General features: G+C 57.2%; 15 protein-coding genes. 11 read left to right on the top strand and 4 right to left on the bottom strand.

Annotated elements, in window-relative coordinates; translation table 11 throughout:
* Positions 1-20: 20 nt before the first annotated feature.
* On the bottom strand, positions 21-749 hold the full coding sequence (fliP, locus tag H9Q16_RS16445; protein ID WP_191076836.1) for a flagellar type III secretion system pore protein FliP: 729 nt from the start codon (positions 747-749) through the stop codon (positions 21-23).
* Between the two features lie 14 nt (positions 750-763).
* On the bottom strand, positions 764-997 hold the full coding sequence (locus H9Q16_RS16440; RefSeq protein WP_343067871.1) for a FliM/FliN family flagellar motor switch protein: 234 nt from the start codon (positions 995-997) through the stop codon (positions 764-766).
* A 4-nt stretch (positions 998-1,001) separates the two neighbouring features.
* Between H9Q16_RS16440 and H9Q16_RS20880 the strand changes: the two genes are divergently transcribed.
* The gene (locus H9Q16_RS20880) at positions 1,002-1,589 is read left to right on the top strand and encodes a hypothetical protein (RefSeq protein WP_343067870.1); all 588 of its coding nucleotides are present in this window, start codon (positions 1,002-1,004) and stop codon (positions 1,587-1,589) included.
* A gap of 101 nt (positions 1,590-1,690) precedes the next feature.
* On the opposite strand, the gene fliF is transcribed toward H9Q16_RS20880, so the two are convergent.
* Positions 1,691-3,349 (bottom strand): flagellar basal-body MS-ring/collar protein FliF, encoded by a 1,659-nt coding sequence (gene fliF / locus H9Q16_RS16430; protein ID WP_216859434.1) that lies wholly within the window; start codon positions 3,347-3,349, stop codon positions 1,691-1,693.
* 75 nt (positions 3,350-3,424) lie between these two features.
* On the opposite strand from fliF, the gene H9Q16_RS16425 reads away from it, so the two are divergent.
* The 10 genes from H9Q16_RS16425 to H9Q16_RS16380 all read left to right on the top strand — a co-directional run bounded on the left by H9Q16_RS16425 (position 3,425) and on the right by H9Q16_RS16380 (position 13,320).
* The gene (locus H9Q16_RS16425; protein WP_191076492.1) at positions 3,425-3,934 is read left to right on the top strand and encodes a flagellar basal body-associated FliL family protein; all 510 of its coding nucleotides are present in this window, start codon (positions 3,425-3,427) and stop codon (positions 3,932-3,934) included.
* Positions 3,935-3,944: 10 nt separating this feature from the next.
* Positions 3,945-4,337 carry a hypothetical protein gene (locus H9Q16_RS16420; RefSeq protein WP_191076491.1) on the top strand — a complete coding sequence of 131 codons (393 nt, stop codon included), beginning with the start codon at positions 3,945-3,947 and terminating at the stop codon, positions 4,335-4,337.
* On the top strand, positions 4,334-4,957 hold the full coding sequence (locus H9Q16_RS16415; protein ID WP_191076490.1) for a MotE family protein: 624 nt from the start codon (positions 4,334-4,336) through the stop codon (positions 4,955-4,957). Before H9Q16_RS16420 ends, H9Q16_RS16415 begins: the two co-directional genes overlap by 4 nt.
* Before the next feature lie 69 nt (positions 4,958-5,026).
* On the top strand, positions 5,027-5,896 hold the full coding sequence (gene motA, locus H9Q16_RS16410) for a flagellar motor stator protein MotA (RefSeq protein WP_191076489.1): 870 nt from the start codon (positions 5,027-5,029) through the stop codon (positions 5,894-5,896).
* Positions 5,896-8,142 (top strand): hypothetical protein, encoded by a 2,247-nt coding sequence (locus H9Q16_RS16405; RefSeq protein WP_216859433.1) that lies wholly within the window; start codon positions 5,896-5,898, stop codon positions 8,140-8,142. The genes motA and H9Q16_RS16405 overlap by 1 nt, the downstream gene beginning before the upstream one ends.
* Before the next feature lie 99 nt (positions 8,143-8,241).
* Positions 8,242-8,964: a transglycosylase SLT domain-containing protein gene (locus H9Q16_RS16400; protein ID WP_191076487.1), complete on the top strand. Its 723-nt coding sequence runs from the start codon at positions 8,242-8,244 to the stop codon at positions 8,962-8,964.
* A gap of 63 nt (positions 8,965-9,027) precedes the next feature.
* The gene (gene flhA, locus H9Q16_RS16395) at positions 9,028-11,052 is read left to right on the top strand and encodes a flagellar biosynthesis protein FlhA (protein ID WP_425507712.1); all 2,025 of its coding nucleotides are present in this window, start codon (positions 9,028-9,030) and stop codon (positions 11,050-11,052) included.
* Positions 11,053-11,078: 26 nt separating this feature from the next.
* Positions 11,079-11,822, top strand: coding sequence for a flagellar biosynthetic protein FliR (locus H9Q16_RS16390; RefSeq protein ID WP_191076485.1), 744 nt, complete (start codon positions 11,079-11,081; stop codon positions 11,820-11,822).
* The gene (gene flhB / locus H9Q16_RS16385) at positions 11,819-12,904 is read left to right on the top strand and encodes a flagellar type III secretion system protein FlhB (RefSeq protein WP_191076484.1); all 1,086 of its coding nucleotides are present in this window, start codon (positions 11,819-11,821) and stop codon (positions 12,902-12,904) included. Before H9Q16_RS16390 ends, flhB begins: the two co-directional genes overlap by 4 nt.
* Positions 12,901-13,320 (top strand): hypothetical protein, encoded by a 420-nt coding sequence (locus tag H9Q16_RS16380; RefSeq protein ID WP_191076483.1) that lies wholly within the window; start codon positions 12,901-12,903, stop codon positions 13,318-13,320. Before flhB ends, H9Q16_RS16380 begins: the two co-directional genes overlap by 4 nt.
* Here H9Q16_RS16380 and H9Q16_RS16375 read toward each other — a convergent pair whose 3' ends face one another.
* A complete protein-coding gene (locus H9Q16_RS16375) occupies positions 13,321-13,818 on the bottom strand; it encodes a flagellar basal body-associated FliL family protein (RefSeq protein ID WP_191076482.1) in 498 nt (165 codons plus the stop codon).
* Between the last annotated feature and the right edge of the window lie 2 nt (positions 13,819-13,820).

Genomic DNA, 13,820 nt, shown 5'->3' with positions numbered 1-13,820 from the left:
ATACCTTTCCTTCACAGGTGTCAGAAGTAACTGCGGACCAGACTACCGGCGATCAGGCTCCATCCATCGGCGACAACGAAAAACGCCAGCTTGAAGGGCAACGAAACCACTGCGGGTGGCACCATCATCATGCCCATCGACATCAGGATTGCTGCCACAACCAGATCAATGATGAGAAATGGCAGATAGATCAGAAATCCGATTTGAAACGCACGGGAAATTTCGGACAGCATAAAGCTGGGAACCAGCACGCTGAGCGGTGCGTCCGGGGTGGGTTCTGCAGCCGTGGTTTCGGGGCGCAGTTCCGCCATCGCAAGAAATGTTTCTGGATCCATGCGCGCCGCCATGAATCCCCGGAAGGGTTCAAGGGTACGCACAAATGCCGTTTCCAGATCGAGCCGCTGTTCAGTCAAGGGCACGATCCCGTTCTGCCATGCTGCAATAAAAACCGGCTCCATGATGAAATAGGTGAGAAACAGAGCCAAGCTGACGATCAGCATATTTGGGGGGGATTGCTGCAGACCGATCGCTTGACGCAGGATTGAAAAAACCGTCACCAGGAAAGGGAAACAAGTTATCATGATTGCAATGCCCGGCGCGAGGCTCAGGATCGTGATCAATGCAAACAGCTGTATCGTGCGGGCAGTAATCGAGCCGTCTTCGCCCAATGGGATGTTCAAATCCTGTGCCGCAGCACCCTGCGGCAGACAGCAAGCCACCGCAAAAGCCAGCACCGCAATCGTTGCCAAAGACTGGAACGACCTCACGGCTGATGCTGCAGATCAACGATTTCCGTCAATCGGACAACCAATCGACCGGTGTCATCGCCTTCTTTCTCTTCCAGTAATCCGCGCGCGATCAGTCGCTCACCCACATAAAGGTCAACAGGGTCATCGATCCTGCGGTCGAGGGTCAGCACCGCATTTTCTCCAAGCATGACGAGATCGCGGATCAATGGCTGCGCCTTGCCAACGCAGACCGATACGTCAATCGGCACAGACGTGAAGGGGTTGCTGGGATCCGCTGCAACGGCCGCCGCACCTGGTGGTGCATTTTTTTCGGATGCTTGTGTGCTGGTTGATATGTCAGTCATTGGGGTGCGGCTCCTTCATTTGATCGTAAAAGGCATCAAACGCTTCGCTGATACCCGCGAGGACGGCATCGAAATTGATCTCTCGCTCGGTTTGGTTCACCCGAAGATAGGCTTGCCCGATCCGGAGCTTGGGATCCCCGGCCAAGGTAAAGGGGCCGATGGTTTGATCTCCAAGAAGGTCTTGCAGGCCTTCGAGGCTGTCTTCGGCAACCGTTATTTCGATCGCGTACTCAGCCGTTTGCTCTGTCAGGAGCCCGATTTGTTCGATGATCTGCGCACCGATCACCGGCCGCGCAATCTTTGGAAGAAGTTTGTTCACGATCTGCTGCATCAATGGCTGCATCGCGGCATGCAGATGCGCGGTCGCTTCGCGAAGGGTGAAGGCCATGTCCTGCAGAGTCTGCGCGATGCCCCTCGCGGCGGCATCGGTTCCGCCCTCCAATGCCTTTACGGCATCCTCCCAACCGGCCCGATAGCCGGTATCGAACGCTTCTAGTTCGGCATCTTCATCTGCGGCTGAATGTGCACCTTCTACCGCTAGGGACGCACCATCTTCGGATGCCCCAAAGTCACGATATCGGTGAGAAAGGGAAGGCACTAAACACTTTCCTCCGTGTCTTCGAGCCAACTCCGCAAGATTTCAACGGTTTCATCCTGCCGCTCCGCAATCATCGAGCGCAGCCTTTCAACAGGATCATCAGATACCGGGTCACCAAGCATGGAGATATCCGGCAGATCCATCGCCCTTGGTTGAAATGTCGGGTCGACCTCAAATTCTGGCAATGTCGTTTCCCCATCGCTCACTTCGCCGGAAAGCGCGCTTTGCACTTCCGGGTCATTTTCCGGCGCGGACGCCAGTGCGAGGGGTTTGGTCTCATCAAGTACGGGCGCAGCAGGACGAGACAGCAATGGACGGACAACGAAGAGCCCAAGAATCAGAGCAACGAGCGCAAGAACGGCAGTTTGTATGACCGACATCACGTCGAACGTCATCCCCGCAAGGAGCGATTGATCCGCTGGGGTACCTGCAGGCGCGGCCGTAAGGAGGGCCATGGATTTGATGGTGATGTTATCGCCACGAGCCTCATCAAAGCCGACTGCAGAAGCGACAAGTTCGCGCAGGGCGTCCAGCTCCTCCTCCTCGCGCGGGGCGGGGGTGACAGCGCCGTTGGCATCGGTCACCACCGGTTCGTTCACCAGAACCGCAACGGTGACGCGCTTGATTGCGCCTGGTGCCCTGACGATTTCACGCTCGGTCTCTGACACTTCATAGTTGATCCGCTCGCGTGTCTCGGAGTTCTGGGATGACGACGCTTCACCGTCCCCTTCCTGCTGGTCGGGCAGATTGCTGGCCACAGTCACCTCGCCGCCGCCACTGTCATTAGACGTGCCGGTCCGTTCCTCTGTATCTGTGCTGATCGCAACCCGACTGTCGGGGTCAAAGCGGGTCTCGCGGATGGCTTCGCTTTCATTAACAGTGTCGACGCTGACCTCGACGATGGCATTGCCGAACCCCACCCGGGCCTCCAGCAATCGCTGCACCTTTTCGCGCAGAACCTGTGCCTTGTCGTCCCCGCCAATGGCCGGGACCGGGGCATCACTTTGACCCAGCAGGGCGCCGTTGCCATCAATGACGGCCACATCCTCTGCCGCGAGGCCGGCAACTGCAGAGGCGACAAGAAAGCGAACGGCCTTGGCCTGCGCCGCTGTCAGTTCGGCACCGCTGGGCATCAGCGACACAGAAGCCTTGGGCGTGACGCCGCGTTGAAATGGGTTCGATCCCGTGGTGGCAATGTGGACGCGCGCCTGAGCAATGTGAGGGCTGGACACGAAGGTGCGCGCCAGCTCGCCCTCCTTGGCGCGCCAATATGCAGCGTCAAACATTTGCGAGGTGGTGCCAAACCCCGTCAAATTATCCAAAAGTTCGTAACCACGATTGCTGTTTGCAGGCAGCCCTTCGCTGGCAAGTGTCAGCCGCAGTTGGTCACGCTGCCGCGAATCCACAAAGATCGAACCGCCACGCACTTCAAACGCAACGCTACGTTGTTCAAGCGCACGGACGACATCACCCGCAGCGCCGCTTTCAAGGCCTGCATACAAAAGCGTCATGCTGGGTGCTGCAGCCATGCGGGATAACGCCAGAATAGCGACAAACATCGCAACCGTCGCTATGACGACGATGATTTGCCGCCGCCGTTCCAGACCAGACCAGGCACTGATAAATTGCTGCACACTTACCTCCGGATCGCCCGACATTCTGTCCGGCTCTCCGCCACAGATGCACGACGGGCCTTAACATTCGGTTAGTGCAATGCGGTCTATATCTGTCCCATGTCAGTCACCGAAAGCCCCGACTCAACCAAAGGAACAGTTGAAATTGATGCGCCAGTGAACTCTCTGAAACTCCTCGTCATTATAGGAGTTTTGCTTGCGGTTGTCGGGGCAATTGGTGGCTTTCATGCAACCTGGTCAGGCATGGTTTTGAGGGTCGAATCAGATGCCAGCTCTCCGGGCAAAGCAGGTTACGACCGTAGCCTGCCGGACATGGTTTTTGTGCCGGTTGATCCCCTTGTTGTGTCACTTGGGAACAGGGCAGGCGCGCGGCATCTTCGGTTTCGGGCGCAACTGGAAGTGCCAAGCCGGCACCAAGAAGAGGTAACTCAGCTTCTGCCGCGGGTTGTCGATGTGCTCAACAGCTATTTGCGCGCACTTGAACCCTCCGATCTGGAGGATCAGTCCGGCCTCGCACGGCTGCGGGCTCAGATGCTTCGACGTGTGCAGGTCGTCGTGGGGCAAGGCCGGGTAGCCGACATTCTGGTCATGGAATTTGTGTTGAACTGAGGGAATAAAGATGGATTTGATTGCAGATATTCTTTTGGTAGCTGGCGCGCTTGGGGCGGGTCTTTATTGCCTCGTTTTGGGCCGGCGGTTGAACCGGTTCAATGATCTGGAAAAAGGTGTAGGTGGTGCTGTCGCGGTCCTGTCTGCACAAGTCGATGATCTTGCGCGCGCGCTCGCCGCCGCGCAATCCACGGCAAGTGGGTCTGCCGCCACCCTGACCGATCTCGCTGAGCGGGCAGAGGCGATTTCGCGCAGGCTTGAACTTCAGATGGCGGCCCTACATGACATCCCGGCGCCAGCGGTCACCAACTCTTCGCCTCCGCAGAGGACGGAGACAAAAAATTCGTCAAATCCAGCGGAACCAATGTTCATGCGCCACCGGAAGGTGGAGGATGCAGCATGAGCAGATCCGGAAAGTCATCGCGATTTCGCCGCTACGGTCGGGGATCGGTCATGCTGATCGCCGGTTTCCTGATCTCTTCAGCTGTTCTGCGGCTGGCCTCTGGGGTTGCGAATGCGCAGGACACTGATGTTGCAGCACGTCCCTTGCCCGCTGAGGTAAAAACCCCTGTGCCAGGTGTTCCCATCCTGATGGCAAAGGGGGCATCTGACCGCGCTGAAATGGGAAGCTTGCTGGAAGCGCTGCAAGTGCGTGAAGCACGACTCTTGGAACGTGAACGCACCTTGGCAGAGCGCAAAAAGGCACTGCTGGTTGCTGACGCAGAAATCGCGCAGCGCCTCGTCTCTCTTAAAGCCGCGGAAGAGGCCTTGCGCCAGACTTTGTCACTGGCGGATGGAGCCGCTGAGGACGATCTGGCGCGCCTGACTTCCGTGTACGAAAGCATGAAACCAAAAGAGGCCGCAGCGCTGTTTGAGACGATGGAACCCGCGTTTGCTGCCGGCTTTCTCGGCCGGATGCGGCCTGACATCGCCGCGACCGTCCTGGCCGGCCTTTCCCCCGAGCGCGCTTACTCCATCAGCGTGATCCTGGCCGGGCGCAACGCAAGTGTTCCAAAAACCTGACCCGCGCTGAGGCTTTCTTAACTTCGTTCTGAAAAGGTCGGCACATAGGGCGTAGCGACGGGGACCGTCATGATCGGCATTATCGGAATTATCTGCATTTTTGTGATGGTGTTTGGTGGCTATCTTCTTGCTGGCGGCAAGATGGGGATTATCCTGTACTCTCTGCCGTATGAGCTGATTATGATTGGCGGCGCGGCCCTGGGTGCGTTTCTGATCAGTAATGATGGCGCCGCAGTCAAAAAAACGTTGAAGGACATCGGAAAAGTCTTCAAGGGGCCGAAGTGGAAACCGGATGATTACCGGAATCTTCTGTGTCTGCTTTTTGAGCTGATCCGACTTGCACGCCAAAATCCCGTCGCGATTGAAGAGCATATCGAAGCGCCAGACGAATCCGCCATCTTCACCAAATACCCGAAAATATTGAGTGATAAGGAAGCGATCGCTTTGATTTGCGACACGATGCGATCCGCCTCAATGAACTACGATGACCCGCATCAGGTCGAGGAAGTGCTTGAAAAACGGATGGAAGCGAATGCCCATCACGCGCTGCATTCCAGTCATGCATTGCAGACAGTCGCAGATGCATTGCCCGCACTCGGCATCGTCGCGGCGGTGCTGGGGGTGATCAAAACGATGGCTTCCATTGATCAGCCGCCAGAGATCCTGGGCAAGCTTATTGGCAGCGCATTGGTCGGGACATTTCTTGGCGTTTTTCTATCTTATGGGCTGGTCGGCCCCTTCGCCGTTAAGGTCAAGGATGTCACGGAAGACGAGGCGCATTTTTATCAATTGATCCGCGAGGTGTTGGTCGCGAACCTGCACAACCACGCGACCAATATATGCATCGAAGTTGGCCGACAGAACACGCCTTCCCATCAGCGTCCCAGTTTTGGTGAGTTGGAAGAGGCTTTGAAGTCCGTCAAGCAGAGCGCGGCGTGATGCGCTATCTCGTCGTTTTCCTTCTGCTGGGAGTCGTGGCGATGCCGGTATCGGCGACGCCGACCGTCATCCGATCCGGAGAACATGAAGGCTATTCGCGGCTTGTCGCAGCATTACCAGATGGGGTGGAGTGGTCCGTCAGACAAGTCGGGCGGGAAGTGGTCCTGAGATATGACAGGTTTGACGCGGGTTTTGAAACCGAGCGGGTTTTCAGGCGTATTCCGCGCACCCGCATTTCAACGGTCACGTCCGACACGAACAGCCTGACACTTGTTCTGAACTGCGATTGCCGTGTCTCAGCCTTCACCGAAAAGGGAGCTTTCGTTGTCATCGATGTCGCGTCGCCCGATGTGACTTTGCCAACTCCGCTGATCGCCGTAGAGGCTGCCCCGGTTGAAACTGCCAGCAGGGCCCCTGACCCGAACCCGGATTTCGTCAGGTTTGCAGCGCCGGCCTTGGTGCCGGGCCGCATGTCACTGAATTTGACGCGCCAGCCGCTTTCGTCCGTTGAAAAGCGCGTCTTGAGTGATGTTCAGACACACTTGGCAGAAGAATTTGGTGCGGCTTCATCTCGCGGCGTCCTGACCGCGCGGATTATGCCGGACAGGGTTGAAGGCGCACCCGACCAGGTGCAACAAAAACCCGATGGACTGACTCAGGAAATCTTTACTCCTGAACCGCCCATCATGAGTCCCTTGTCGAACCTGCGGATCAGCAGTAGCCGCGACATCGCTCCGCTGGTAACCCAAGGTGAGAGACCTGTCAGTGCTGACGGCGTCTTGTGCCCACGTCCCGGAACCTTTGATGTTGCGGCGTGGGGGGACAATCGTCCGTTTTCGAGCCAGCTGGCCGCGGCACGGCACGGCCTTTTTACGGAACTGGACAGGCTGAATTCCGATGTCGCGTTGGGGCTGGTGAAGAGGTACCTTTATTTTGGTTTTGGCGCGGAGGCGGCGCAGGTTCTTCGGCTTTCAGACACATTGTTGGAATTGCACAATCACCTCCTCGGGCTTGCCGGTCTTTATGATGACCGCATCAATGCAGCTGCGTCGCAGCTTGCCAGCTATGTCAGTTGCGACACTGATGTCGCCCTTTGGGCTATTTTGAGTTTGCCTGATGGCGCCTCACCGCTTTTGCCAGCAACAGATGCTGCATTGCGCAGCCTGAATTCATTGCCGGGACACTTGCGCAGTGTCCTTGCGCCAAAGCTGAGCCAGAAACTGCAGGATCTGGGTGCATCAGACGCTGCGATCGCGGCGCTGCGCAGTTTAGAAAGGTTGCCTCAGGAACTTCCCCCTGCGGCTGAGATCGCGCAGGCTGAAAGCGCGATCCTTACAGGTAACGCGCCAGCCGGCGTCGCGATACTTGAAGACGTTGTTGCAGAAAATTCGCTGGAATCTCCTGAGGCTTTGGTGGCCCTCGTTGACGCGCGGTTGAAGGCAGATCAACCAATTGATCATGACGTCGCCGGGCTGGTCGCGGCCTACGCCAAGGAACTCAGGAACACACCGCAAGGTGCGGAGCTACGGCGCGCGCATGTAATCGCTTTGCTGAAGTCCGGACAGTTTGATCAGGCATTTGATGCATCAAGCAAACTGGGTGGGGACGACGCAACGCAGGCGTCATCTGCCTTGCGCCGCACCATGCTACAAGAACTGACTGACCGGGCCAGTGACATTGATTTTTTGCACCATGCTTTTTCACAGAAAATGGAGGACATCGATCAGTTGGACCATGAGACAAAGGTGAGCATGGCGGACAGGTTTCTTGCGCTGGGGTTTCCGTTGCGGGCGGAAAATGTGCTTGCCCATTTGCAACCGGAAGACACAAACGATCGTGCACAGGTTCTGGCGGCACGCGCAGCGCTGGCATTAAACAAGCCATCAAAGGCAAGTGCGGATCTTCTTGGCGTGGAAAACGACGAGGCTGACCGTTTGCGCGTGCGCGCACAACAGCTTGCTGATGCGCGCGATACGGCACTCCAGCCCTTGTCTGAGAGGGGCGGGCCAGCGGCACCCGATATCATAATATCAAGGGCAGAGGGCCTTCAGCAGATACCACCTCCGGGCCCGTTAGCGGTGGGTAACGTGCCTGCACAGGGCGCACTACTTCAGTCGATCACACAAAAAGCCAGCGACGGCATGCTTGCCCGGTCAGCCGAATTGCTGGCCCAGAGCACACGCGCCCGCGAAAGGATTGAAGTTATGCTGGCAGGTGGCACCCAGCACTCAAGCGTTGGAAATTAACGCGGCCGGACATGATTTTCGGACAAGAGGTCATACAATCTAAACCTCCTTTGCCTAGCGTTATCCAGGTCACAGAATGTGGACCACTGGAGAGCCAGAATGCCGCTGCCGCGCATCACCGAAACGTCGTACCGTGTTTATCTGTGCTGTGCTCTTTGCTGGGCCAGCAGCAGTGCGGTTTGGGTCAGTCTTGCCCATTCGGCGACCCCTGATCCCGTCCATGTTTGTGACCTAGCGGCAAAACGTGCGGCACAACAGACGGGCGTGCCGCTAAATGTACTTCGCGCCATTACGCGAACGGAAACAGGACGCAGGACATCGCTACAGCTTCAGCCCTGGCCCTGGACCGTCAACATGGAAGGAAACGGGGTTTGGTTTGATACCGAAAGCGAGGCCCATGTTTACGTCTTTCGTCACTTCAAACGCGGTGCCCGCAGTTTCGATGTCGGATGTTTTCAGCTAAACTATAAATGGCACGGACAGGCCTTTGACTCCATCGAGCAGATGTTCGACCCGGTCAAGAATGCCGTTTACGCCGCAGGTTTCCTGAAGCGGTTGCATGCCGAACTTGGCGATTGGAACAAGGCGGCGGGGGCGTATCACTCGCGCACGCACAAATACGCGGCGCGCTATATGAAGCGATATGCGGCAAACTATGCCAATCTGCAGGAGCCGGAGCAGGTCTCGCCGCTTGATGGACCGTATCGCGCGAACCGCTTTCCGCTCTTGCGGGCACGTGACGGGGGTGCTGCGGCTGGGTCGCTTGTGCCACTGGACACTGCTGCAGGCGTGCCTTTCTTTTCGCCCCGCGACGGGGGGTGAGGGTTGCAAAACTTGACATTCAAGGGCCTGTTTAACCCCACCATCCTGCTTGCTGTTGCGCTCATGGCTGTCATCGTCATGATGATTTTGCCGATGCCATCGTGGGTCCTTGACGTGGGGCTGGCAACCTCTTTTGCATTGGCAATACTGATTTTTACCATCACACTCTTTATTGAGCGTCCGCTTGATTTCTCGTCTTTTCCGACAATTCTTCTTGCCGCGCTCATGTTGCGATTATCGCTAAACGTGTCGTCGACAAAGCTTATCATCGGGGAAGGGCACACCGGAACGGATGCTGCTGGCGACGTCATTCAAAGCTTTGCCATGTTCGTGATGGGGGGCTCCGTCTTTCTGGGTCTTGTGGTTTTTTGCGTGTTGTTGATCGTTAATTTCATGGTCATCAACAAAGGTGCGACCCGAATGGCCGAGGTCGGCGCACGTTTTGCGCTGGATGGGATGCCCGGCAAGCAGATGGCGATCGACAGCGATATTTCTGCCGGTGCACTATCACACGAAGAGGCCAAGGAAAGACGCGCGATCGAACAGCAGGAAACCACATTTTTTGGCTCACTCGATGGCGCGTCGAAATTTGTGAAAGGGGATGCAATCGCCGGGTTGCTGATCACGTTGCTGAACCTTGTCGCGGGCCTGATAATGGGGATCGTGGTGCACGGGATGCCGATTGGCGCGGCGTTTGAAACCTATGCCATCCTGACTGTCGGCGATGGATTGGTCAGCCAGATACCGGCCGTCGTGATCTCAATCGCGGCGGCATTGCTGTTGGCGCGCGGCGGCACGCAGGGGGCTACTGATCTGGCCGTTTTTGGACAACTGGGGAAACACCCGTCTGCATTGGTAACGGTCGCGCTGTTGATGGGGGCATTCGGGCTGTTTCCCGGTCTGCCCTTTCTCCCTTTCATCGCAGGGGGTCTTGCGATGGGCGCGGCCGCCTTTTTTGTTTATCGCCGCGACAAGGCGCAGGCGCAAACGCACCGATCCGTCGACGCACAAGAGGACGCAATCCAGGAGAGATCCCTTGGGGATGTGCTGGAGCTGGACGATATTCACGTCGAATTTGCGCCTGATTTGGTGAATATGGTTCTTGATCCGGGCACAGGCCTGGATGCGCGGATCGCCAATATGCGCACGCACGTCGCATCGGTCTACGGACTCATTTTGCCAGAGATTCGCCTGACCGACGAACCAAGCCTGCCAACGGGAACGTATGTGCTGCGCATTCAGGGTGTGGAACAGGCACGGGCCGATCTCAATCCTGATCAGGTGCTTGCCCTCATCCCGGAGGACCACGGCGCACTGCCGGCGGGCATCGAAACGGTTGAACCGGTGTATGGAGCACCTGCCCGCTGGATCAACAAGCGCCATCAGGAAGAAGCCGCACTGGCCGGGATTACCATCGTCACCCCGACCGAGATTCTGGCAACACATCTTCTGGAATTGATGAAGCGCAATTTCAGCCGGCTGCTCACCTTGAAATCGCTGCGTCGCATTCTGACTGAGATGACGAATATCTCGGATCCAAAACGTTCAGATGCCAATCGAAAGCTGTTGGACGAACTAATCCCGGACAAGGTGCCAATCGACATTTTGCACGCAGTGCTGCGGCTGTTGTTGGACGAACAGGTTTCGATCCGCAACCTTCCGCTGATCCTCGAAGCCGTCGCGGAGGCGCGCGCCCAAAACGCAGCACCTGAAGCGATTTGTGAACACGTGCGCCAACGACTGGGCTTTCAACTGGTCGGGGAGATGCGTCGCGCCGACGGCACTCTTCCGTTGGTGCAACTTGCCCCTGAATGGGAAGATACATTTGCCCTTTATCAGGTAGACGCGGATCGCGGCTTGGACATCGCCTTGCCCCCCGATGTCTTCAATCGATTGGCAGAACAGACCGCCGAAAAGCTTAGTGATGCCAGCAGCAATGGTATCTTTGCTGCTGTTGTTACCAACACCCGGCGCCGGCGCTTTCTGCGCACTGTCATGCGCGCCAAAGGCATCACCAATCCTGTTTTGTCATTCGAAGAGATTGGGTTGGACGCGCGGCCATCGCTGGTGGGTGTGGTGGCGGCGTGAATGCTGCGCTGGCAGAATTGTCGCCTATGATTAATGATGCGCTGTGGCATGGATTCACTGTTTTTTTGCGTGTCGCGGCGCTCGTTTCGCTCATGCCTGCCTTCGGTGAACAATCCGTCCCGGTACGTATCAAGCTGGGGATTGCGGTTGCATTCGTGTTTGTTATCGCGCCTGCGGTGCCCGCGATGGAGGTATCACGAACCTTCGACACGGTGACATGGCTCATCCTGACCGAGATCGTTGCCGGGCTGATACTGGGTTTGGGAATTCGCATGTTTGTGCTGGCCTTGCAGACGGCGGGATCCATTGCGGCACAATCGACCTCGCTGTCACAGATCCTTGGCGGTGCCGTTGCTGATCCTCTGCCCGCCTTGGGATATACGTTGATCATCGCCGGTTTGGCGCTGGCGGTCATGACCGGACTGCATGTCAAAGCGGCAGAACTGGTTATTGTGTCATACGCACTTTTGCCGATGGGGCGCCTGCCGGATGGTGCCGTGGTGTCGGAATGGGGGTTGGATCAGGTGCGACACGCGTTTGAACTGGCTTTCACGCTTGCGGCGCCATTTGTGATCGTGTCAGTTCTGTACAATCTGGCATTGGGGGCGATCAACAAGGCGATGCCACAACTGATGGTGGCTTTTGTCGGCGCGCCAGTGATCACGTTTGCAGGTCTCTTTCTTTTGTTTCTGGCGGCCCCGATGATCCTGACAACCTGGCTGGCAGCCCTTGACCACTTTATGGCCACCCCATTTTCGGGTCGACCATGAGCGCGCAGGAAGATGACAGCGAAAAATCCTTTGAGGCAACGCCGCAGAAACTGCTGGAAGCCCGCAAAAAGGGCGAGGTGGCCAAGTCGAACGATCTGTTGACCGCGGCCGCTTATTCAGGGCTCCTTGTGGCCCTTCTGATGGCGGGCGCCGAAATGATACGGCACTTGGGAACCGCCCTGATGGTCTTGCTTGATCAGCCTGCGGCGCTTGCCCCGCTGTTTCTTGCCGGTGGTGTCAGCCCCACGATGGGGGCCCTGCTTTTTCAATCCGCGATGGCTGTTTTACCGGTCTTTGCATTCCCGGCCGCTGCCGTGCTGCTGGCGGTGTTCGCGCAACGCGCGATGGTCTTTGCACCGACCAAGCTGGCGCCCAAGCTATCCCGCATCTCTCCGATCGCGAATGCCAAAAACAAGTTTGGAAGAGACGGGCTGTTCGAGTTCGCCAAAAGTTTCGCCAAATTGCTGATCTATTCGGTCTGCCTTGCAGCATTCATCAATGCACGCCTGCCGGAGATACTGGCCAGTCTCCAAACATCGCCCCAACTGGCCCTCACCCTGATGGCACATTTGTGTTTGGTATTTTTGCTGATCGTAGTTGTCATTTCGCTCTGCATCGGCGGGATTGATGCTGTCTGGCAGCACCATTCACATCTGCGCAATAACCGAATGTCGCGGAAGGAAATCACTGATGAGACGAAAAACGCGGAAGGCGATCCACACCTCAAGCAGGAACGCCGCCAGCGCGCGATGGCCCTCTCCCAAAACCAGATGCTTTCGGACGTACCAGACGCGGACGTGATTGTTGTCAACCCGTCGCACTACGCGGTCGCGCTGAAATGGGATCAATTGCCTGGCAGCGCACCCGTTTGCATTGCCAAAGGTGTTGACGAGATGGCGCGGGCCATTCGCGAAAAGGGCGCTGCGGCGGGCGTGCCGGTCCACCGCGATCCGCCTACCGCACGCGCTCTTTTTGCCACCACGGAAATTGGCAGTCAGGTTGCACCAGATCACTATCATGCTGTGGCGGCGGCCATTCGTTTTGCCCAAGCCATGCGCCAGCGTGCAAAAGGGCTGGCATGACCGACGCAAGCGCCCTGACCGATTTGAAGACGATTACGGAGGCCGTGTACGCCCATAGGCAGCTTGCGTTTGCAAAACTGGTCGCCCGCGAAAAGGGGCTGCGGATGAAACTCGCAAACCTGGATGACGTGCGCCTGCAGGCCAGCGCCGCGACCCAGGCAATGCATCAGATGCAGTCGGTTGGTGCGGACGTGGTCTGGCAAACATGGACCGAACGGACGCGTACAGCGCTGAACCTGCAATTGGCGCAGGTCCTCGCTGCCAAGGGTCATCATTTGCGCGATGTCCGGCAGGCCCACGGCAAGATGTCGGTAGTGAACGAGTTGCAAAAAGAACGGACCGCAGGAATGCGGCGATCCAATGCACAGCGCCAACTTGAAGAAGCGATCGCTTTGAGCATTGCTGGTTTGCGGTAATCAATAGTCCTGGCGGGCGATTTCCGTGATCAGAACATCGTTGACCTGATCCTTTCCAATGTCGCGTTGCGCCACCTCGCGCAATGCAGCGCGCAGCTGTGAAAGCATCGTTGCTTGTGTGAATGCGCCATCGAACCCCCCCACATTTGCATGATCAAAAAGCACCTGAAGAAACGAATCCCGCAGCTTGGGTTCGTGGCGATAGATCGTCTCTTTCAGTCCCGCGGGCACTTCCATGCTCAGCGCCAGGACCACCAGCGATGCAACATTGCCGCCCTTGACGATCGGAACGACGAACTGATTGCTCAGCTTGACATACTCAACAGCGCCGCTGTCATCCTTCACGCCTTTTCCGCCATTTTCAGGCATCGTGACGGTAGGATCAGATGTTTGCGACGCCGCAGGCCCCGTGTCAGCCGCAGGCCGAAAGTAGATGCCGGCGGCGACACCGGCGGCTGAGCCAATCAGCAGCAACAAGAGAGGTAACAGCATTCGCATGG

It is taken from the genome of Sulfitobacter aestuariivivens (assembly GCF_014763045.1).
GTDB classification, from domain to species: domain Bacteria; phylum Pseudomonadota; class Alphaproteobacteria; order Rhodobacterales; family Rhodobacteraceae; genus Sulfitobacter; species Sulfitobacter aestuariivivens.
This window is presented reverse-complemented; position numbering and strand designations above follow the sequence as displayed.

Coding starts and splice junctions, on each gene's coding strand:
- fliF (WP_216859434.1), bottom strand. CDS start 3,349: ATGTCGGGCGATCCGGAGGTAAGTGTGCAGCAATTTATCAGTGCCTGG.
- H9Q16_RS16425 (WP_191076492.1), top strand. CDS start 3,425: ATGTCAGTCACCGAAAGCCCCGACTCAACCAAAGGAACAGTTGAAATT.
- H9Q16_RS16420 (WP_191076491.1), top strand. CDS start 3,945: ATGGATTTGATTGCAGATATTCTTTTGGTAGCTGGCGCGCTTGGGGCG.
- H9Q16_RS16415 (WP_191076490.1), top strand. CDS start 4,334: ATGAGCAGATCCGGAAAGTCATCGCGATTTCGCCGCTACGGTCGGGGA.
- motA (WP_191076489.1), top strand. CDS start 5,027: ATGATCGGCATTATCGGAATTATCTGCATTTTTGTGATGGTGTTTGGT.
- H9Q16_RS16405 (WP_216859433.1), top strand. CDS start 5,896: ATGCGCTATCTCGTCGTTTTCCTTCTGCTGGGAGTCGTGGCGATGCCG.
- H9Q16_RS16400 (WP_191076487.1), top strand. CDS start 8,242: ATGCCGCTGCCGCGCATCACCGAAACGTCGTACCGTGTTTATCTGTGC.
- flhA (WP_425507712.1), top strand. CDS start 9,028: ATGGCTGTCATCGTCATGATGATTTTGCCGATGCCATCGTGGGTCCTT.
- H9Q16_RS16390 (WP_191076485.1), top strand. CDS start 11,079: ATGATTAATGATGCGCTGTGGCATGGATTCACTGTTTTTTTGCGTGTC.
- flhB (WP_191076484.1), top strand. CDS start 11,819: ATGAGCGCGCAGGAAGATGACAGCGAAAAATCCTTTGAGGCAACGCCG.
- H9Q16_RS16380 (WP_191076483.1), top strand. CDS start 12,901: ATGACCGACGCAAGCGCCCTGACCGATTTGAAGACGATTACGGAGGCC.
- H9Q16_RS16375 (WP_191076482.1), bottom strand. CDS start 13,818: ATGCGAATGCTGTTACCTCTCTTGTTGCTGCTGATTGGCTCAGCCGCC.